Source organism: Bdellovibrio sp. ZFWA1, assembly GCF_056175665.1.
The window spans coordinates 54,230-72,273 of the sequence record NZ_JBJKJH010000001.1; the positions used below are offsets into that span (position 1 = coordinate 54,230).

17 protein-coding genes are annotated in these 18,044 nt (G+C 43.3%); 9 read left to right on the forward strand and 8 right to left on the reverse strand.

Annotated features, from left to right (window positions below; all coding sequences use genetic code 11):
- Positions 1 to 20 precede the first annotated feature (20 nt).
- The 3 genes from AC04MN_RS00250 (at position 21) to AC04MN_RS00260 (ending at position 3,061) form a co-directional block, all read left to right on the forward strand.
- Positions 21 to 1,187, forward strand: coding sequence for a bifunctional 2-methylcitrate synthase/citrate synthase (locus AC04MN_RS00250; protein ID WP_475381178.1), 1,167 nt, complete (start codon positions 21 to 23; stop codon positions 1,185 to 1,187).
- Between the two features lie 105 nt (positions 1,188 to 1,292).
- On the forward strand, positions 1,293 to 2,486 hold the full coding sequence (locus tag AC04MN_RS00255) for an alkaline phosphatase D family protein (protein WP_475381179.1): 1,194 nt from the start codon (positions 1,293 to 1,295) through the stop codon (positions 2,484 to 2,486).
- Positions 2,487 to 2,524: 38 nt separating this feature from the next.
- Positions 2,525 to 3,061, forward strand: a complete 537-nt coding sequence (locus tag AC04MN_RS00260; RefSeq protein ID WP_475381180.1) for a peroxiredoxin — start codon at positions 2,525 to 2,527, stop codon at positions 3,059 to 3,061.
- A gap of 53 nt (positions 3,062 to 3,114) precedes the next feature.
- Here the strand turns inward: AC04MN_RS00260 and AC04MN_RS00265 are convergent, their stop codons facing one another.
- Positions 3,115 to 3,486 (reverse strand): VOC family protein, encoded by a 372-nt coding sequence (locus AC04MN_RS00265; protein ID WP_475381181.1) that lies wholly within the window; start codon positions 3,484 to 3,486, stop codon positions 3,115 to 3,117.
- A gap of 27 nt (positions 3,487 to 3,513) precedes the next feature.
- Here AC04MN_RS00265 and pepN point away from each other — a divergent pair, with 27 nt between their 5' ends.
- Positions 3,514 to 6,105: an aminopeptidase N gene (gene pepN, locus AC04MN_RS00270; protein WP_475381182.1), complete on the forward strand. Its 2,592-nt coding sequence runs from the start codon at positions 3,514 to 3,516 to the stop codon at positions 6,103 to 6,105.
- A 35-nt stretch (positions 6,106 to 6,140) separates the two neighbouring features.
- On the opposite strand, the gene folE is transcribed toward pepN, so the two are convergent.
- Positions 6,141 to 6,866, reverse strand: a complete 726-nt coding sequence (folE, locus tag AC04MN_RS00275; RefSeq protein ID WP_475381183.1) for a GTP cyclohydrolase I FolE — start codon at positions 6,864 to 6,866, stop codon at positions 6,141 to 6,143.
- A gap of 126 nt (positions 6,867 to 6,992) precedes the next feature.
- Between folE and AC04MN_RS00280 the strand changes: the two genes are divergently transcribed.
- Positions 6,993 to 8,165, forward strand: coding sequence for a hypothetical protein (locus AC04MN_RS00280; RefSeq protein ID WP_475381184.1), 1,173 nt, complete (start codon positions 6,993 to 6,995; stop codon positions 8,163 to 8,165).
- A gap of 2 nt (positions 8,166 to 8,167) precedes the next feature.
- A complete protein-coding gene (locus tag AC04MN_RS00285) occupies positions 8,168 to 8,803 on the forward strand; it encodes a hypothetical protein (RefSeq protein ID WP_475381185.1) in 636 nt (211 codons plus the stop codon).
- A 27-nt stretch (positions 8,804 to 8,830) separates the two neighbouring features.
- Here AC04MN_RS00285 and AC04MN_RS00290 read toward each other — a convergent pair whose 3' ends face one another.
- Genes AC04MN_RS00290 through AC04MN_RS00315 form a run of 6 tightly spaced genes read right to left on the reverse strand, consistent with a single transcriptional unit; the run spans position 8,831 to position 14,683 of the window.
- Positions 8,831 to 9,187, reverse strand: coding sequence for a hypothetical protein (locus tag AC04MN_RS00290; RefSeq protein WP_475381186.1), 357 nt, complete (start codon positions 9,185 to 9,187; stop codon positions 8,831 to 8,833).
- Entirely contained in the window at positions 9,187 to 9,687 is a 501-nt protein-coding gene (locus AC04MN_RS00295; protein ID WP_475381187.1) for a YceI family protein, read from the reverse strand. Before AC04MN_RS00295 ends, AC04MN_RS00290 begins: the two co-directional genes overlap by 1 nt.
- Positions 9,688 to 9,717: 30 nt before the next feature.
- Positions 9,718 to 10,719 (reverse strand): c-type cytochrome, encoded by a 1,002-nt coding sequence (locus AC04MN_RS00300; protein ID WP_475381188.1) that lies wholly within the window; start codon positions 10,717 to 10,719, stop codon positions 9,718 to 9,720.
- A 31-nt stretch (positions 10,720 to 10,750) separates the two neighbouring features.
- Entirely contained in the window at positions 10,751 to 11,488 is a 738-nt protein-coding gene (locus AC04MN_RS00305; protein ID WP_475381189.1) for a hypothetical protein, read from the reverse strand.
- On the reverse strand, positions 11,457 to 13,139 hold the full coding sequence (locus AC04MN_RS00310) for a twin-arginine translocation signal domain-containing protein (RefSeq protein ID WP_475381190.1): 1,683 nt from the start codon (positions 13,137 to 13,139) through the stop codon (positions 11,457 to 11,459). Before AC04MN_RS00310 ends, AC04MN_RS00305 begins: the two co-directional genes overlap by 32 nt.
- Positions 13,140 to 13,147: 8 nt before the next feature.
- Positions 13,148 to 14,683 carry a hypothetical protein gene (locus AC04MN_RS00315; RefSeq protein WP_475381191.1) on the reverse strand — a complete coding sequence of 512 codons (1,536 nt, stop codon included), beginning with the start codon at positions 14,681 to 14,683 and terminating at the stop codon, positions 13,148 to 13,150.
- A 118-nt stretch (positions 14,684 to 14,801) separates the two neighbouring features.
- Here AC04MN_RS00315 and AC04MN_RS00320 point away from each other — a divergent pair, with 118 nt between their 5' ends.
- The 3 genes from AC04MN_RS00320 to AC04MN_RS00330 all read left to right on the forward strand — a co-directional run bounded on the left by AC04MN_RS00320 (position 14,802) and on the right by AC04MN_RS00330 (position 18,040).
- Complete coding sequence (locus AC04MN_RS00320) at positions 14,802 to 15,659, forward strand: hypothetical protein (RefSeq protein WP_475381192.1); 858 nt, start codon at positions 14,802 to 14,804, stop codon at positions 15,657 to 15,659.
- Between the two features lie 138 nt (positions 15,660 to 15,797).
- Positions 15,798 to 17,528 (forward strand): DUF2785 domain-containing protein, encoded by a 1,731-nt coding sequence (locus tag AC04MN_RS00325; RefSeq protein WP_475381193.1) that lies wholly within the window; start codon positions 15,798 to 15,800, stop codon positions 17,526 to 17,528.
- A complete protein-coding gene (locus AC04MN_RS00330; RefSeq protein ID WP_475381194.1) occupies positions 17,525 to 18,040 on the forward strand; it encodes a hypothetical protein in 516 nt (171 codons plus the stop codon). Before AC04MN_RS00325 ends, AC04MN_RS00330 begins: the two co-directional genes overlap by 4 nt.
- The last annotated feature ends 4 nt before the right edge of the window (positions 18,041 to 18,044 follow it).

The window sequence follows — 18,044 nt, forward strand, 5'->3', positions numbered from 1 at the left end:
TTAATTTTATCGGAGGCAAAATGGCTGAATATATCAACCCAGATTACGTTCCAGAACCAGAAAAAATGAACGTCAAAAAAGGACTCGAAGGCGCAGTCATCGACACTTCGTCAGTCTCGAAAGTAAATCCAGATACAAACTCTTTGATCTACCGCGGGTACCCAGTCCAAGATCTTGCCGAGAACTGCCGTTTCGAAGAAGTTGCTTACCTTATGTACAATGGCGAACTTCCGAATCGTGATCAACTCGCCGCTTTCGAAAAACTTGAAAAAAGCTATCGCGATATTAGCACAACTTGCTTAAATGTGATCAAGTCCCTTCCGGCAAAATGCCATCCTATGGATAGCATCCGCACAGCTGTAAGCTTTATGGGCTGTGAAGATGAACGTGTTTGGGATGCTTCACCTGCAACAAATATGGATAAAGCCATTCGCCTATTGGCTAAGATTCCAACAGCTGTTGCTGCGGATTTCCGCTTCAAAAAAGGCTTGGATTTTATTCCTCCACGTAAAGATCTAAGCATTGCTGAAAACTTTTTCCATATGTGTTTTGGTAAAGTACCGGCTGCTGAAGTTGTCAAAGCTTTCGACGTCTCTTTAATCTTGTACGCTGAGCACAGCTTCAACGCTTCAACATTTACTTCACGTGTTGTGACCTCAACAGAGTCTGATCTTTATTCTGCAACCGTAGCCGGCATTGGAGCTCTTAAAGGCCCGTTGCATGGTGGCGCCAATGAGATGGTCATGCATATGATGATCGAAATCGCAGATCCAGCAAAAGCTGAACAATGGATGTTGGATGCTTTGGCTCAAAAGAAAAAAGTTATGGGCTTTGGTCACCGCGTTTACAAATCCGGAGACTCTCGAGTCCCAACTATGAAAAAGTACGCGCAGGTTATGGCCAATGTCACTGGCGAGCATAAATGGATGCAAATGTACGAAGCTTTAGAAAAAGTCATGGTCGACAAAAAGAAAATCTATCCAAATCTAGATTTCCCTGCGGGACCTGCTTACTACATGATGGGCTTTGAAATTGACTTCTTTACTCCAATTTTCGTAATGGCAAGAACGACAGGCTGGTCTGCCCACATTATGGAACAAAAAGCTAATAATCGTATTATCAGACCTCTATCTGAGTACATTGGTTCAGCTCAACGACAAGTAATCCCACTTTCTGACAGAAAGTAGTTTTAAAAATTTCATAAAAAAGAGGAAGCCCCCGTGCTTCCTCTTTTTTTGCCTTAAATCAGTCTTTAACTAGACAAAGCTTCTGTCCTTAGATTTAATTCTGTCATGAATTTTAAAAATATTTTCTTTTCGACACTACTTGGGCTCAGCCTTGTGGCATGCCAAAACTTCAACTCTGCCAAAGGCTCAAATGCGGCGCCTGAAGGCCACAAAACCTCTTCTGGCGCATCAGCCCATTTAAACTTCGAGCCTAAACGAGATCAACTCCCCTTTCACCCTCGTGGCTTAGACTATGATTCGACAATGTCGACTCTGGCTTTTGGCTCTTGTGCGAATCAGGACCAACCGCAGCCTCTTTGGAAGACGATTTCTGATAGCAATGCTCAACTGTTCGTTTTTATGGGCGACAATATCTATGCAAGTAGTGAAAGCCAAAAACCACTAAAAGCTCAGTACCAAAAACTAGATAAGATCCCTGAGTACATCGCGATTCGCGAAAAAGTCCCTTTTATGGCCATCTGGGATGATCATGACTATGGTCAAAATGACGGCGGAGCAGACAATCCTCAGAAAGAAGAAGCGAAAAAAGACTTCTTACAATACTGGCGTTATGTCAGCGATGCGATTGAAAGAAATCAGCAGGGACTTTATCATGCTAAAATTTTCGGTCCATCAAATAAGCTAGTTCAAGTCATCATGCTAGACACTCGATGGAACCGCAGCCCGCTTGTTAAGTCCACAGTTGAGGGTAAAAAATTTGAGCCAACCAAAGATAAAAAAACCACTATTTTAGGCGAAGAGCAATGGGACTGGCTGGAGGACGAGTTAAAAGAAAAAGCAGATGTGCGTTTTATCGTCAGCTCTATTCAAGTCATTCCTGACGGCCACACTTATGAAAAATGGGGAAACTTTCCTCACGAGAAAGAACGCCTTTTTAATCTTCTGAAAAAGACAAAAGCAAAAAATGTGGTTTTGCTATCAGGAGATCGCCATATCGGCTCGATAGCCAAAACCCAAATTGATGGTTACGGCGATCTTTACGAAATCACCGCTTCCTCGATCAATCGTCCAAGCAATTTAGAGGAAAATGATCCAACTTATTTAAGCCCTGCATTCTCGAAGGAAAATTTTGCATTAGCAAATATCGACTGGGAAAATAGCAAACTAACGGTCGAACTTCGCAATTTAAAAAATGAAGTTGTTCAATCTGTTGATGTTCCTGTGAAAATTGAAAAACGCAAACCAGATCCTGTTAAAAAAGAAAAGAAAAAGAAAAAACGTAAAAAGCGTCGTCACTAACCCAACGAAGATTTTTCTTATTAGTAAAGGAGACCCCAATGCTAGGACTTGAAGAAAGTTTTCCAAAATTTAAACTAGAAGCCTGTGTGTCCCTAGAGGCTGGTAAAGAATTCGCTTGGATTACAGAGACTCAAATTCAAAACAAGTGGTCGGTCTTCTTCTTTTGGCCCTTTGACTTTACGGATGTCTGCCCGACCGAACTTGCGGAATTCGGCAAAGAGTTTAAAAATTTTCAAATTCGGGAAACTCAAGTCTTTGGTGTTTCTGCGGACTCGGCCTTTGTTCATCTGGCTTGGAGAAAAAATCACCCAAGTCTTAAAGAACTGCCCTATCCAATGCTTTCAGATTTTAATAAACAGCTTTGTGGAACTCTAGGGATTTTGTCTAAATCTACAGGAGCACCTCTGCGAGCGACTTACATCGTGGACCCTCAAGGCATCATCCGTTGGGTCTCAGTGAATGATTTAGCGGTAGGCCGTAATGTTAAAGATGTTCTTCGCAATCTCGACGCTCTTCAAACAGATGAACTCTGCCCCTGCAATTGGGAAAAGGGTCAAAAAACCTTAGGTAAGTAGTTAAAAAAGGACCCCTCGGGTCCTTTTACTTTTTGCGATTTCGCTTTTTTTAATTAATGAGTATCACGCTCTTCGGTAAGATCGATGCTGTTACCGTCCGGATCCAAAATAATGGAACGGCGCCCCTCTGGCATATCACTAGGATCAAGAATGACTGATACCCCTGGGATTGCCTGAACCCGCCCCATAATACTGTCCAAATCTCGAACCTTTAAGGATAGCTGCATAATTGGAATTTTCTTCACATCAGCAGCATTGCCTATAGAATGCAGAGCAAATTCCAGATTGCCTATCTGAGTTTTCTGCACGACGCCACCCTTATCAACATTTAGTGACTTAAACTGACACCCCAGAGCTTGATAAAAACTCTTCATGTTCTCTAGCTGATTTGTATTCAATGTGATAGAAAAGAGTGCCAAGTCCATAACCCTATGTTGACTCAAGAGGATGCGATGAAACAACAAAAAATTTACCTAAAAGACTATATTGCTCCACAATTTTCTGTGGAGTCCATTCAGCTCGACTTCAACCTCAATGAGGACAAAAGTCTGGTTTCTGCAACCTCGAAGATCCACAAGCTTAAAGCGGATGCTGTTATGGTCCTCGATGGTGAAAAACTTTGCTTGAAGTCTGTGGCTATTAACGGTCAGCCGCTTGCACCTGATGATTACATCCAAACAGAGGAAGATTTAACCATTAAAAACGTTCCTGATAACTTCGTACTCACTATTGTCACCGAACTCGAGCCACAGAATAATAAATCCTTAAGTGGGCTCTACAAATCCAATGGTATTTTTACCACTCAATGCGAAGCCCAAGACTTCAGAAAGATCACATACTTTTTTGATCGCCCAGATGTGATGACCACCTACTCGGTCACGATCGAGGCCGACAAAGTAAAATATCCAGTTCTTCTATCGAACGGTGACCGCATCAAAATTGAAGATCTTGGAAATGGACGTCATAAGGCTTATTGGAAAGATCCACACAAAAAACCTTGCTATTTATTCGCTTTAGTCGCCGGAGATCTTGGTGTTATTCGCGACTCATTCACAACCAAATCAGGCAAAAAAGTAAATTTGGAAATCTATGCAGCCCACGGCAAACAAGATAAATGCTACTTTGCGATGGACAGCTTAAAAAAATCAATGAAATGGGACGAAGAGGCCTTCGGTCTTGAGTACGACTTGAACGATTATATGATCGTGGCCATTGATGACTTTAATGCTGGAGCAATGGAAAACAAAGGGCTTAACATTTTCAATTCTCGGCTTGTATTTGCCGACCCAAAATCTGCAACTGATGACGAATTCCATGCCGTCGACTCAGTTGTTGCTCACGAATACTTCCATAACTGGACTGGAAATCGCGTCACCCTTCGTGACTGGTTTCAATTATCTTTAAAAGAAGGCCTTACGGTCTTCCGAGATCAAGAGTACTCTGCCGATATGACTGATCGAGGAGTTCAACGCATTAACGATGTCGATGGATTGCGTGCCGGTCAGTTTGCTGAAGATGCGGGCCCCAACGCCCATCCAGTACGTCCTGAATCTTGTATGTCGGTTGATAACTTCTTTACAATGACCATCTACGAAAAAGGCGCTGAACTTATTCGAATGATGCAAACAATTGTGGGACGTAAAGGTTTCCGCAAGGGCATGGACCTTTACTTCAAACGCCATGACGGCCAAGCGGTAACCACAGAAGATTTTGCTGCCGCAATTGCAGATGCTAACAATAAAGACTTTAGCCAGCTAAAACTTTGGTATTCACAGGCGGGAACACCTGTCGTAAAAGTACTGGAATCCTTTGATGCCACGAAAAACGAATATCACCTAACTTTAGAGCAGAGCTGCCCCCCGACACCGGGCCAATCAACCAAAGCCCCCTTCCACATCCCGCTAATTATGGGCCTAATTGGCACTGACGGCCAAGATCTGCCGCTAGTATGTGATAAAATCAATTTTAATTCCGATGGCAAACCCGTCCTAGAATTAAAAGACGCGCAAGAAACCTTTATTTTTAAGCAGATCTCAAAGCGCCCGGTACTTTCTTTAGGACGTGAGTTTTCTGCGGCCGTAAAAATCGATTGGGAAGCGGCTGACTCCGATCTTTACTTCATGATGGCTCACGACAGCGACTCCTTCAATCGCCGCGAAGCTTGTCAAAAGATGATTTTAAAGAATCTAAAAAAGATGATCCGCCAACATCAAGAGTCTCAGGCATTGTCTGTGGATCCAAACTTGATTGCAGCATTAAAATTGGTGTTAGAAAACAAATCTCTTGATCCTGCATTCAAGGCCCTTATGCTCCGAATCCCTACCAACAGCATTCTAGCTCAAGAAATGGATGTTTTAGATGGCAAAGCATTTGCCGCCGCCAGAAAGCAATTTAGACTGCAAGTTGCAACCGAGCTTCAACAACCTTTGATGGCCATTTACCAAGAAGAAAAAGGACTGGATTCGAAGTCGCGCGATCTTCGAAATACCGTGTTTTCCTATTTAGGAGTTTTGGAAAACGTGATGGCCGGGACTGTTCGGCAGCACTATCTTGGGGCTCAGAACATGACCGATAAAATGTCAGCATTAACAGTCATTTCACATGGAACTTTTGAGTTTCGCCAAGAGATCTTAGATCTGTTCTACAATGAGTGGAAGATGGACTCTTTGGTGATCAACAAATGGTTTTCAGCTCAGGCGACAGCCAATAACGCTGACACTTTAGATCAGGTTAAAAAATTGACCCAACATTCTGCATTTAACATTCAGAATCCAAACAATGTGTATTCACTACTTAGAAGTTTTGGTGCGAACATTCCTGCGTTCCACAACCCTGATGTGAATGCTTACGAGTTCTATGCAGATAAAATAATCGAGATTGATGCTATAAATCCTCAGGTGGCAGCAAGACTCTGTGCTGCTTTTAACTTCGTGAAAAAGCTAAACCCAGACATGAAGAGCCGAGCTCAAAAAGAAATCCAGCGAATTCTTGCGGTTCCTAACTTGTCTCCGAATAGCCGCGAACTTCTTCAGTCCAGCATCTAAAAAAAAGCCCCTAGTATATCAACTAGGGGCTTTTTTTATTTATTCAAATTTTTGATATAACTTAAAAATTCTTTGCGAGTTGCATCGTCGGTTTTAAAGTCACCTCGCAAATCAGTTGTGCTCGTCGAGCTGTGGGCATCCTCGACTCCCCTTGTGATAACACAGTAGTGTTTAGCATTGATATGAACAGCGACGTGTTCCGTCTCAAGTACGTACTGCAAACAATCTGCAATTTGCTTCGTCAGACGCTCTTGAACCTGAGGTCTCCGAGAAAAAAACTGAACAATTCTATTAATTTTAGAAAGACCGATCACCTTTTTATTCGGAACATAGGCGACGGTGGCTAAACCATCGATGGTTAAAAAATGATGCTCACAAAATGACAAACACTGAATATTATCAACACAGATCATTTGATCATAATGCATCTTATTTTCAATAACTGTGATCTTCGGGAAAAAATCTGGATTTAAACCACTAAAAATCTCTTTCACATACATCTTAGCAACTCGACGAGGTGTATCTTTTAATGAGTCATCACTCAAATCCAAGCCCAGCGTTTCCATGATTTCCCGGAACTTTCCAGCAATAATTTGAATTTTTTCGTCGTCTGAATGAGACGTATCGATCATCGGCGTCGGACGAACATGCTTCAAAATTTCATCTACCGAGTAAGGATTCAATGCCGATTTAGAACTCTTTTTAGTGCTTACTTTTTCAGCATTTTTTAAAGATTTTCCTTTTACAGTTTTTTTAGCCATTGTTCCTCCGAAATCGAAAATCAGTCGAACATAGTTCCTATGAAAATGAAGAGTTGTAAACTGATTTCATAAGATATTGCCAAATTATACATGACCTTAGACCGATCTCTCAATAAACTATCGGCGATGACAAAGTTAAAATTCATAAACTACACCTTTGTGCCCCTTTTAGGACTGCTTTTTTCTATATCGGTTCAGGCGTATCCTGAATTTATTGGTTACGGCTATTCGACCTGCATCACCTGCCATTACAACGGTAGTGGTAATGGGCCATTGAATGATTATGGAAGAGCCCTTTTTGCGACCGAAATCGCTTCCCGTGATTATTTTAATCCCCAAATGACCGAAGAAGAGATCGCAAGCAAGAATACATTTCTTGGCATAAAATCCCTGCCATGGTGGTTACGCCCTGGCATCAAAGCTCGGGCTTTATATTATCAAAATAATCCTGGTGCTTCCGAAGCTGTGTCTAAATTTATTCCGATGCAGGCCGACGCCAATATCGCCATTCACTTCGATAAAAAGCAGGAAAAAGTCTTTGTCGGTTCTTACGGCATCAATCAAGCAGCTTATGATCGCAGCGGCAAAAAAACTCGCCCCAACTATATATCTCGAGAGCACTACCTCCGTTGGAAGTACTCAAAAAATTTGTACGTCTATGTGGGAATGCTGGATAAAGTTTATGGAATTCGCCAAATTGATCACACCTCATTTGCTCGACGAAATACGCAAATAGCGCAAAATGATCAAACCCATGGAATTATCACCCATTGGATGTTCCCCGACTGGGATATCGCGACTCAGATATTTGCAGGGAACCTTTTCCAAGACCCAGATCTACGCCAACAAGGTATCACTAGTACCGGAGAATACCAACTATCTGAAAAACAGAAAATTGGGGCATCGGTGTTATACTCTAACAACAAATACCTAAAACTTGGTCGTGCTGGAGTTCACACCCGTCTGGCATTATCTAAAGGCTCGGCTCTATTAGCTGAAACGGGCCTTATTTCTGATCAAGTTATCGGATCGAAGGATTCCGTGCTAGGAAGTTATACTTGGCTACAGACGACCATCAATATCAAGCGAGGTTACAATATTTACTCGGCCATCGAGCACTTCAATAAAGAATTCAAAAGTTCGGCCGAAGATCAGTATCGGTGGTCCATCGGCGCCCTGATTTTTCCGCACCCGGGCTATGAATACCGCATCAATATTGTAAACGGAAAAACCTACGTAGCGGACCAAGGAAAACCTGACAGCTGGGCACTTCAATCCCAATTACACTTAAGTTGGTAATTATGAAAATCAAAAAATCCATTTCATTTTTTTTGTCCGCATTTTTCATAGCGAATTATTCCGCTGCTCAAGATTCTGCAACTACAACAGTTGAGGATTCGGAATTAGAAAATCAAGAAATTTCGCTACTTTCCTCGTGGAATACCCGAAATAGTTTTGGCGCGCAAATGGTAACCTGGATAGAGCCCCTACGTTTACAACAAGGCGCCGATGTCACTTACGACAATGCCAATTTCTACGGAACAGCGGTCGGAGTTGACCGTGAATACACCAAGGGCCGATGGGGATTTGGACCAACTTTAGCTTTGATGTTCGGACGAGCAAATGGCGGAGGCAATAATAGCCTAAGTTATGCTTCGGGACGCTTGGGCTGGTCCGGTGGCATTGTTGGATTAAGATCCTACTATCGCCTTAGCAATATGATTGCAGCGGGAGTGCAACTTCCGGTTGTTGTGCGTTCTGTGAGTTGGCCCAGCACCTCGGGCATCGAGGCCACCTCTGGAAAAAATATCAACTATTCCTTGCTACTTGAGTTTAAAATACGCTTCAACCGAGACTGGGAAATGTCCCAAGCAATCGGTCCGTTTTCTTCGAACGGTGGAAGTCTTTGGAGAGCTGGAGTAAGTAAAACTTGGTAAAAAAAGAGGCTCTTCTGAGCCTCTTTTTTATATTCCCTGAATCCAATCCTTAATAATTTTCCGATCCTGCGAAGTTAAACTACCTGTCTGTGGCATATTTTTAACTCCGGTACCATCAGATCCCTGCAGACGATTATACATGGGTGAATTTAAAGGATCTCCAGGAACCACCCATCCTTTAGATATCAAATTCGCCTGGGTTGTATTGAACTCTTGGTGGCAACTAAAACACTTATCTTTCATGATCGTGTAGGCCGTCAAAAATTCAAGCGAAGCGTTATCTAAAACATAGTCTCCGCTAGAAGAATTCATAACCTTCATACAACCAGATACGACAACTGAATTAAAGAGCAAAAATCCAATCAAAAGACGTTGGCTAAACATTATTGAGCCGCACCTTCTTGTACAGGAACAACGACCGTAACCTGCACTTCGTCTTCTACGCCCACACCCATATAGTTGATATCTTTGATATCAAAATCACTCAATGTGACTGGAAAAGTTGCCTCTAGCTGTTTTCCACCATTCAACAATTTGTAGGTGCCACGAACTTCTTTCTCGATACCTTTTATTTTAATTTTTGCAACACCTTTACCGCCCTTACCCCGAGCCTTAAGCAAAATCGCTTCCGGATGTTCTTTGACTCTTAAATGCTTTTGAGTGTGCTCGTCTCGAAGTTCCACGCCCGTCTTTAGAGTCTTAAGATCAACAATGATATTTTCCGCTTTGAACTCGTCTCCAGCTTTGGTTGCGAAGCCTTTTACAGCAGATGATTTTGCTTTGAAGTCACCCATTGGATTTAAGGTAACGTCAACGACGACAGATTGGGAAAAAGCCAAACATGAATAGAACACAACGAAAGAAGATAAGATTAATTTTATCATAAAATTTCCTTAAAAAGACTTGAAGTCCAATTACTTCATATTTTGAATCCAAGTGCGAATCAATGCAACATCTGACGCACTTATCGAAGCTCCCATAGGCATATTCTGGGCTTTTCCATCCTTAGAAGTCACGCCCGATCCCTGCAATCTCCAAAACATTTTAGAATTTGCTGGATCCCCCTTCGTTACCCAGCCTGCTGAAACAAAATTGGCGGCTGAAGTATAGGCGGTATGACAACTTGCACATTTTGAATTGTAAACAGCAAGCATCGGCGCAAAGTTTGGATCTACAACCACAGCTCCAGGAATTTCGGTGCTTAAAGTATAGTCCGCGTTCACACGTAAGCCCTGATTACTACCAATCTGACGGCCTAACATGTTCAATTCAAAATCAGATAAAGCTTCCTCAAAGACGACTGCTTCTTTAACTGCTGATGTTGACGTCATAGTCCGAAGCACATACCCAAAGTCTAATAAAGCACTACCCACCTTAGTGATAGGACCTTTTACCGCTACACCATTTATCTGAAAATGCAAATCTTCCACTTTCGAGCCACAACGCCCTGATACCACAAAATCCCCAGATGGAACAGGTGCCGACAAAGACGCATAATTGCTGGCATCAGTTAAATGATATAAACGAATCATTCCCGATTGAATGGCGATCGCACAGTCTTCGCTGTTCGCTGTACCTGCATGAATAGAAAGCACGGTTCCGCTGGTTCCTGCGGATACTGCAGCAGCAAAAGAAACTGAGTCACTGACAATGCCTCCGCCTGACGGAGTCACGAACGAAGCATTCTCGGGCTTTTTCCAATACCCAATACTTTTTTTATTCAACGTCAAAACTGTTTTGTTATCTAACGACGTCTGAGACTCGTAATTAGCTTGACCTTGGATCAAAGCTTGCTGCGGAACAAACTCACTGCAATTCTGGAAAGAAACAACCAGAACCGTCATCGCAGATGACATCGTGACCACTTGTAAAAAACGACTGATACCTTTATTGGTTTCTCTTTCGAACTTCCCCACGCTTCCCCCACATCAAAAACTACAATTAAAACTACAACTGCTGCCAGCCAGATGATTCACAGACTTGAAGGATAACCGCTCGCCAGCGATTTGTGACCGATTCATTCTGTTTAGCTAAGCTTCGATCTAAATCGATTAAGGTCCCTAGAACCGATTCATCAACTTCGCCCGTTCGGTAAAACAATTCGTATACCTGGGCCACGGAAGACACCTCGGGAGTCTGGGAACTACGATTTATTTTTTCTAGTACAGCTTCAACCCCCTGATCCATTCCTAGAATATTTTCACAAAACTGAATTCGAAAAGACTCTCGAACGGTATTATCTTCGGTATAATAAGCGACCGCTGAATTTGTGATTGGTCCGCCACAATCACGTCCACTCCATGTCGAGTAAGGGTCACAGCCATAACCATACTGCGCCCCCTTTGTATAGATCCATGCCTGAATCAGATCCTCGAGGCCCGGCACCGGCTTGGTGGTAGAAGTAAAAATCTCTCTCATCAACTGCGCGACATACTCTTTATTACCTACTAAAACTTTTTGCTTAGGTGGATCAGCCTTTAATTCATTTGGGTGATTTAAATCAACAGAACTTCCCTGTTGAGAGCCCATTGAGGTCGAACTAAAATCTGCAGCTTCGAACTGATTTCCAAACTGACCACAGTTTTGATAAAGCTGAGTCAAACTAAAGCCAATAAGCGCAATAAATAAATAGCGAGGTTTAATTCTAGACATATCAACCCACCAACTTCCCTTTACCGAAAGCATAGTTCAATCTTCCGCCTTCAAGCTTCACCAGTGGTGCTGCTAAATTGACATAGGGATTTTTCGGAGCCCGTAGCAGTTCGACAACAGTCGAAGCCGCCATAGTCGGCGTCGGCATACCCGCCTGATTATAGCCATCGATCGCGGCACCGATCCCTTGAGTTCCATCATAAGAGCCATTGTGTCCTGTCTTGCGGATATTACCGACAACATAAGGTCCGCCGCCAAACGCACCGCTAAATACACTTGAGGACATTTGATTATAACCATGATCGCTGCCACCACCACTTGAACGTGCACTTCGACCAAAATCTCCGATGACGTGAACGACTGTTTCTGACCAAACTGAAGTTCCACTTGTCGTTTTAGCTTTTCCTAGTTGAGTCGCTAATTCTAAAATCGCAGCAGACAAACCGCGATAGTAAGCGACTGAAAGCAGAAGTCCTGTGATCGCGCCGGTTTCATGCATATCTTTGATGCCGTAAAAAGCTGCAGCCGTTGCCTCACCCTTTTCTAACGCCATCAGGTTCATAAAATCTGGAGAAAGAACTTCAACAGAGCTAGCTAAATTTTCCTTCAATACATATTCAATTAATGCAAACTGAGTTGCGAACGAATTGATGTCGATTTGTGAAATAATGCTACGGGCATCAAAATCTTTTGAAAGGATCATACCACGATTACCTTGAGCTACGTGAATAGACCACATTGCATTTTCTTGGGATATCATCGGCACATCGCTAATGCCAGGCAAGTTAGTGGCGCGCGCCGACCGCGAAATAATATCTGTATAGCGAGCCACAGCCTCGGACCAATAACCATCAATATTCCCGACGCCTTTTTTCATTAAAGCGACTGCATTTTGCATATTCTGATTTAATACTTTTGAACCACTGGCATTTGCATTAACATAGGCCCCCAAGCGCGCTCTTGCTAAGTCCATCTCGGCACTGCGACGGTCTTTTAAAGATCGAGCCTGAGCACGAGCCGCGGGCGGCGCCATGAATCCTTGGAGTAATGCATTTAATGGAGTTCCTCCCGGAAGAACATTGAGCGCTTTCCCCTTTGAAGAGCTAAAGCTTCGATACCCGCCGCGGTCTGGCCATTGAATCGCCTCAAAAGTTTTATTTGAATAATCTGCAGCCACTCCGGCAATGGATGATACTCCACCAACCGGGCCCTGCTGCACATTATTGTTAAAGGTATGGCCATCAAACCCGGTTCCATAACCTCGAATGACTAACATATTCTCTAGAAGCTGGCTTAGCGGAACAGAACCGGCACTTGTAAAAACTGAATGCGAGAACATATGTGGTACGAGGATGCCATTCTTTTCAAAGGTTCCGTACTCAACGCCAGTCACACGCCCGCCGGATGAAACCATTTTAGTATTAACCATGGGATTATATATTAAAGCGGACTCGCTGGAACTAGTTCTTAACCATTGATCAAATGCATATCGCATAGGCGCTCCAGTCAAGTTCACATTGACATAATTGCGAACACCCTCGATTCCCAAAGATTCTGCATGAGCCTGCTTAATCATGCCCAAAGTCATAATATCAAGGAGTTGTTCGATCGGCGAAAGAGCGATCCCCGCCCCTCCCAATACGAGCCCCGTACCCAAGACTTGTCTTCTTGTGATCCCCGACATAACTTCCCCTAGTTCCCACTCGTGACTCTAAAGTTCACTTGGCGATAATATTCTGAACGCATTATTTCTTTTACCAACTGCGGTAGCGACTGATGACTCTTCAATGATTGACCTAACTTCTCGATAAAAAGGCGTGCTTGTAAAACCTCACCTACCATTTTTTTATTGAGTGCTGAATTGTTTGGATCAGTCCGATCAAATAACGGAACATCCATACCAGTGAAGTATTCAAAATATCTTTTGGCTGCACATGTATATAAATCATCTGTTTCTGACATCGCAACACCCAACCCCTGAATGCCGACGACAGATTTATCAACAAGCGCCCCCGTATAAGATCGATAAAACAATTTTCCCACTGGTTTTGTTCGATGAAAATTCGCAACAGGCTCTGACGGCCAACCATTCACTTCACCCATATCCGCGTGATAGTTCCCAACAAGTAAAGTCTGTTTTTTATCGTCAAACGTAAAATAGTCAGATGCACCAGTGACAAGATTTCGTGCTGTATATCCCATTTGATCCAAAGTCGCATGACACATCACACAGCTTGCCGAGTTTCTAAACGGAGTCGATGAGTTACCCACCACCATTTTACGAATGTCACTTTCACGAAGAGCTGGCAAAGAGGCACACATTAAAGACTGCATAGCCGCTTGCGCCCAACGCCGAGGCACCTTCGTCGCTCCGTTAGATGCAGTTCCAAGATCGTGACCATAATTTAACAAAAAGAAGGAAGGCAGGCCGATAATACCTCCACCCTTAGAATCAAATAAATCTACTTGGGTATTCATACCAGGCTGAGCGGTCGCTGGCCGGTCTGCGCCCAACGGTGCTAGCGAAAAATTCGGAATCGTATAAGCCCGAGTATCACCAACAATGCCAATCAATTCTCCAACCTGTACCACCGGCAAATTAACAATCACAGAGTTGGCTCCTCCAGAAAAAGCGCGATTCTGAGGATCTCGAAAGCTAAATAGATTATTGTTCAATCCAGCATTATTTCCAAAAATACGACGCCCCGGAAATGTGACCGTCCACCCGATACGGGCCTTCACGGAAGGATCTTCTACACGTAGGGCGCTCCAACCATTCCCTCGAGTAACTACTTCTGAATACTTGGCGCCGGGATGAAATAGAAGACGCGTGATCGCTAAAGCCTGCTCGGTGGTATCAAAAATATCTGTCGTCCCTCGGGAAATCTCCGTATCGTAGCCCTGCATATCTTCGACGACCCCAGTTTGAAACCATGTGCGATGGAAATTCTGAAAGTTCTTAAGAATCGCCCGAGCGGTATTGTCGTTTAAATTTTTTAACTTGCCGTCGGCTCCGAACTCGGCCCGTGACAAAAGATTCTCACAGGCTTGAAGCCCAGTGATTTTACCGGCCGCAATATCGGCACTTATTGAATTTTTAAAAGGAAGAGGTAATCCCGTAATTTGAATATGACAACGGCGATACAATGCCTGATCACTCAATGGCTGGGCCATAGAATGTTCCAAAATACCCGACGATAGTAGAGCTAACGCAATAGCCAACCTCATCATTCCCCCTGACTGAAGTCTGACTTTATTATCGGATTTTAGAGGCAAAAATAAAGTATTCCCCTGAAATACTGTTTATTTAAGTGATCTTCGTTCCAGAATCGGCCAAAATGAGACTATGAAAGCACTTATGAATGTCTCAATTTTAGCAGCAATCACTTTCAGTTTGACTTCAACCATTGCTTTGGCTGGCCAAGTTATAAATGTGAAGGCGCAAAAAGTTCTTTTAGATATCTCAGATCTGCCCGAGCTTCAGGCCGGACAAAAAATATTTTTACTAAACGCCGACGGCAAACGAAAAGCCGTAATTGAAATTAAACAAATAAAATCTGGTAAGGCCGTGGCTGATTTATTAAAAGGTCAAGCCGAAGTAGGTATGACAGCCGCCCCGGGTGCTGCACCCAAAAAAGAAAAAAAGCCTTCGGTTGCGGGCAAAAACCCGTCACGCCCTCATAGCTCCTTTGGAGTCCTGGCAGGAATGAACTCAAATTCTATGAAAGTCAAACTGTCCTCAACCGAGAGCGTAAGCCTGGCAGGCACCTCTTTCTCGCTCAAAACTTTCTTCCAACAAAAAGTCGATGGCAACATTAGTGCTCGTTTAGGCGTTGGCTACGAATCTTTAGTCGCTAACGGCACACTTGCTTCCGGCAGCTGTGGAGGCAGTACTAAGTGTAAAATCAATATTTCATATCTTGGTCTAGATGCCATGATCCACTACTCGCTTGGCAAAGGAAAATGGGAGCCCTGGCTTGGTGGTGGCCTCGGTTTTCTGATCGCATTATCAAAGTCTTCGAACACTCTTGATCAGAATAAGATTTCTACCAATCAAAATATTCTTTTCGGTGGTGGAATAGACTACCACTTAAATCCAGGACAGTTTATTCCAGTTGAAATAGTTTATGGCATTTTCCCTTCAAACAACACTGCGTCGGCATCACAAATAATGATTAGAGCCGGTTACGCAAAAAGCTTTTAAGCGCCCATTTTTGTCACCTTTAAAATTATTTATACGGCCCCAAGTCTGCCAGATGTAATTTAACAGACTTGGGGCCGTCTCTATTTGAGACTCCTTTTTGCAGGTTCGGCGATATCTAGAACTTCGAACGGAGTTATTATGGTTAAAAAGTTATCCTTAGTTTTTGCTCTGCCGCCCACCCTTCTTTTGGCGTTGACTTGCTCATCTGCTCGAGCCGTGGATGCACCTATTTTTGTTGGTGAACGCCACAATATACCAAAAGCCGTTCGAGTCGAAATAACCCCACGAGGGCAAAAACTATTTGAATCTAAACTGAACTCAATTCTTGGAAACTTGGGTGTGAGTTTAGAAGAGGGCTACTTCCCTGCTCAAACCATCAACTCCGAAAAACCGATCGATATGGATGAGCTGGAAAAAAGCCAACCTGAAGCTATCAAAATGTATAAACAAGTTAAGGACATGCTGTCGCAATGGCTGATGGGATTTTCCTTAAATCCTCATCAACCCGCGATCCAGATCGGAGAATCTGGCTACGTCGCAAAGTTTTCTCGGTTCGGACTTGTGACTGACCAAAAATTAATGGACCAGCTCGGCTATCGCGACGGTGCCGTTCTTGCTATCGAGCTTGAAATTGACTCGGTCACAATGGGGACTAGTGCCATCAAAGCCTGGGACCCAGCCAATGCCTTTTTGGGCGAAGTGCAGCTGCAAGATGTTTCGATTTCGGCTCAGAAAGCCAATGATAAAATCAAAATTCGTCTGCCTTTTTATGTGCGCATGAATGCCTCGGGCCTTTTAGAATTCCAGGCCCTGGAAGTAAGCCAAAACTTGGACCAGGCCGATATCACGCTCAACTATAAAAAGCTGTTAGTTCCACAGATGGGTGTTATCATCAATGGTAAAACCTTTTACATGAATAACGAGCAACTTGAAAAGTTCGTTCAATCCCAAATCCCGACAGTTTTAGAAAAAGTGCGCGAGCATATAGGCAAGTTCGCCAAAGAGCAAATGCCTCAGCTTTTAAATGAAAAGGCCAAAGAAAAACTTGCGGGAAAAATCGAGCAAATCCAAAACATGGAGGCTCCCGGTACTGAGCCTGGAGACCGCAGACCCCCGCTGATTTGGGGAATGACCTTAACGGAGCTTAAAATGAGGGACAGCTTGAACGTGGCTCTGGATGCCTTTGTCGAAGATCCAGTCAATCCTCAGAGCCGTGTTGCCGCAAATATTGGTTCGCGCGGAAACGCTTCAATAAACGCACTCAATAAAAGTCTCTATGACATGGGCTTGGCTTTAGATCGAGGCATGATCAATCGCGTGATGCAACTGGCGTTTCAACGGAAAAACTTTGAAAAGATCCCTCAATCAGATGGAAGCTCTCTTAAACTAGTGGCCTCTCCGACTATCGATTATACTCCCATGCCCGCAGGCGTAGCGGTGAAGGCCAACGAAACATTCTTTAAGCTTCATGTCTCGGTTGAAACGAAGCCCGATTCAATGTGGCTAAAAGACACCATAGTTATCTCGTTTGATATCGTCACGAAGATACGACCCGTGAAAACCGGTAAGGGTATGGAATTGGTCCTTTACAAAATAGATACAAATTCGGTAGATATGGACCCGTCCTATCTGAGCTTTGGTGGCCGTCTCTTTAAAGGGAAGGTTTATGAAGGCCTGAAAGAAGAACTAGCAAAAAGATCGGCCCCTTGGACTAAAAAAGATGAAGTGCTTTCTGGAAGCCTTCCCTTGCCGCCTGAAATTCTGGGGATTCAAACAGAGCTGGTTCAAGTCAACATGGAACAAACAGGACACTTGGTACTTTACTTGAATTTTAATACTGGTAAGACAGGCAACGGAGTTGCAAAATGAAATCTTTAAAATTAATCGCGATCAATGCTTTAACCCTTATCATTGGACTTGGTCTGATGAGTGGTTCCGTATCCAAAAGAAATGCTGAAGCCGCACGGTTTGAGAGCATCCCCGCTTTACAAATTCAAAAGCTAGGGAACTATCGTGGACAGTATCTAACAGTACTTTATGCAGTTGGATCAAAACCATTTATTTCTACCTCAAAGAATCAAATTTCCATTTCTCAGATTAAGGAAAGTCGAACTGCCTTTATAACGGCGGACTCAATCAACCTTCCTGCAGTCCAGGTAGAAAAAGAAGGGTTTAGACCTTCTTACAATATGATCGTGCTGGTGGTTTCACCTAATGCGAACTACAGCTGGATCAATGCTGATGGAAGCTTACCTCAGGGTGGAGTTAAAACCGCGAACAATTCTGAATCGCTTCTTGAGACAGTCAATAAGACTGACGTCGATAATTTCATCAACGCCAACGGAACTGAGGCGACTTTAACAGTAGATATGATAAAGTAGTCTC

Coding starts and splice junctions, on each gene's coding strand:
- AC04MN_RS00250 (WP_475381178.1), top strand. CDS start 21: ATGGCTGAATATATCAACCCAGATTACGTTCCAGAACCAGAAAAAATG.
- AC04MN_RS00255 (WP_475381179.1), top strand. CDS start 1,293: ATGAATTTTAAAAATATTTTCTTTTCGACACTACTTGGGCTCAGCCTT.
- AC04MN_RS00260 (WP_475381180.1), top strand. CDS start 2,525: ATGCTAGGACTTGAAGAAAGTTTTCCAAAATTTAAACTAGAAGCCTGT.
- AC04MN_RS00265 (WP_475381181.1), bottom strand. CDS start 3,486: ATGGACTTGGCACTCTTTTCTATCACATTGAATACAAATCAGCTAGAG.
- pepN (WP_475381182.1), top strand. CDS start 3,514: ATGAAACAACAAAAAATTTACCTAAAAGACTATATTGCTCCACAATTT.
- folE (WP_475381183.1), bottom strand. CDS start 6,866: ATGGCTAAAAAAACTGTAAAAGGAAAATCTTTAAAAAATGCTGAAAAA.
- AC04MN_RS00280 (WP_475381184.1), top strand. CDS start 6,993: ATGACAAAGTTAAAATTCATAAACTACACCTTTGTGCCCCTTTTAGGA.
- AC04MN_RS00285 (WP_475381185.1), top strand. CDS start 8,168: ATGAAAATCAAAAAATCCATTTCATTTTTTTTGTCCGCATTTTTCATA.
- AC04MN_RS00290 (WP_475381186.1), bottom strand. CDS start 9,187: ATGTTTAGCCAACGTCTTTTGATTGGATTTTTGCTCTTTAATTCAGTT.
- AC04MN_RS00295 (WP_475381187.1), bottom strand. CDS start 9,687: ATGATAAAATTAATCTTATCTTCTTTCGTTGTGTTCTATTCATGTTTG.
- AC04MN_RS00305 (WP_475381189.1), bottom strand. CDS start 11,488: ATGCTTTCGGTAAAGGGAAGTTGGTGGGTTGATATGTCTAGAATTAAA.
- AC04MN_RS00310 (WP_475381190.1), bottom strand. CDS start 13,139: ATGTCGGGGATCACAAGAAGACAAGTCTTGGGTACGGGGCTCGTATTG.
- AC04MN_RS00315 (WP_475381191.1), bottom strand. CDS start 14,683: ATGAGGTTGGCTATTGCGTTAGCTCTACTATCGTCGGGTATTTTGGAA.
- AC04MN_RS00320 (WP_475381192.1), top strand. CDS start 14,802: ATGAAAGCACTTATGAATGTCTCAATTTTAGCAGCAATCACTTTCAGT.
- AC04MN_RS00325 (WP_475381193.1), top strand. CDS start 15,798: ATGGTTAAAAAGTTATCCTTAGTTTTTGCTCTGCCGCCCACCCTTCTT.
- AC04MN_RS00330 (WP_475381194.1), top strand. CDS start 17,525: ATGAAATCTTTAAAATTAATCGCGATCAATGCTTTAACCCTTATCATT.